Origin of the sequence: Streptomyces sp. 13-12-16 (genome assembly GCF_002114215.1) — a bacterium.
Lineage (GTDB): Bacteria > Actinomycetota > Actinomycetes > Streptomycetales > Streptomycetaceae > Streptomyces.
In genome coordinates, this window is sequence record NZ_NCTE01001439.1 from 1 (window position 1) to 1,087 (window position 1,087).

At 70.2% G+C, this 1,087-nt stretch carries 2 protein-coding genes; one reads left to right on the forward strand and one right to left on the reverse strand.

Annotated features, from left to right (window positions below):
- Positions 1-372: 372 nt before the first annotated feature.
- Positions 373-819: a DUF1772 domain-containing protein gene (locus B7767_RS42220; RefSeq protein WP_085576442.1), complete on the reverse strand. Its 447-nt coding sequence runs from the start codon at positions 817-819 to the stop codon at positions 373-375.
- A gap of 91 nt (positions 820-910) precedes the next feature.
- Between B7767_RS42220 and B7767_RS42225 the strand changes: the two genes are divergently transcribed.
- On the forward strand, positions 911-1,087 hold a 177-nt coding region (locus B7767_RS42225), incomplete at its 3' end, for a helix-turn-helix domain-containing protein (RefSeq protein WP_143652999.1).

The window sequence follows — 1,087 nt, forward strand, 5'->3', positions numbered from 1 at the left end:
CGTCGCTCGCGGCGCCCGTCACGGCCGCGGGCCCGGCCGCGGCGGCCGTCGGCAGCACCGCCGTGACCGCGCAGACCGCGACCGCCGTGCTCAGGGCGGCCCGCACCCGTCTGGTGGTGCTCCGGTTCGCGTTTCCCCTCATGGTTTCCCCCCAGTAAGGACGCGGTCCTTCTTCCGGCTCCCCACCGGAGGACCACGAGCATGCAACCGTGGTGGCGATGTGGGGTCAATGCGTCACATGACGTATTCAGAGGCACGCTTTCGGTCATGTGGGGGCGGTCCGCTCCACATCGGCCGGGCGCTTCCCCGGAGCGGTGGGTGTCGCATGGGGACCGCGCGACGGCAGCACCTGCGCGGTCCCGGCCCGCGGGCTCAGGTGAGGGCGGTGGCCAGCAGGGCGAAGGCGGCGATGATGACGGCGACGCGGGCGTAGTGGTAGCGGTCCCAGCGGTTCATCTGCTCCTTCCAGTCCTCGGGCCGGTTCTCGGGGGTCCACGTCCTGCCCCGGTTGTTGATCGGGACGAGCAGCAGGACCGACATGATCACGCTGACGATCAGCAGCGCGGCGGCGGTGACGACGAGGCCGGTGCCGTGGTGGCCCCATCCGGCGACGGCCCAGACCGCGACGAGGACGAGCGAGCCGGTGTACCAGAACGGCATCACGGCGCCGAGCATCCGGCCCCCGTGGGCGCGGCCGAGCTGGTCGCTGTCGCCGGGGAGTGCGTTGAGGATCGGGTTGACGACGAAGGCGACGGAGAACTCCGCCCCCACCATCAGGCCGACGACCACGGTGGTGAAGACCTCGAGTGCGGTGAGCATGACTACCCCTCCTGGGATCTAGCGGTGCTAGCTGATGGAGCAACGCTAGACCTGCTGCCGCTCGATTGTCTAGCGATGCTAGGATCGGGTCATGTCGGTACAGGAACGCAAGGAACGCGAACGGGCGGTCCGCGAACGCCTCATCGTGGCGACGGCCCGCGAACTCGCCGAGCAGCAGGGCTGGGACGCGGTCACCACCCGCCGGCTCGCCGAGCGCATCGAGTACAGCCAGCCCGTCCTCTACAGCCACTTCCGCGGCAAGCGCGAG

What these genes read in the sequence shown, in the direction of transcription:
- B7767_RS42220 (WP_085576442.1), bottom strand. Translation starts at nt 819, where the DNA reads ATGCTCACCGCACTCGAGGTCTTCACCACCGTGGTCGTCGGCCTGATG.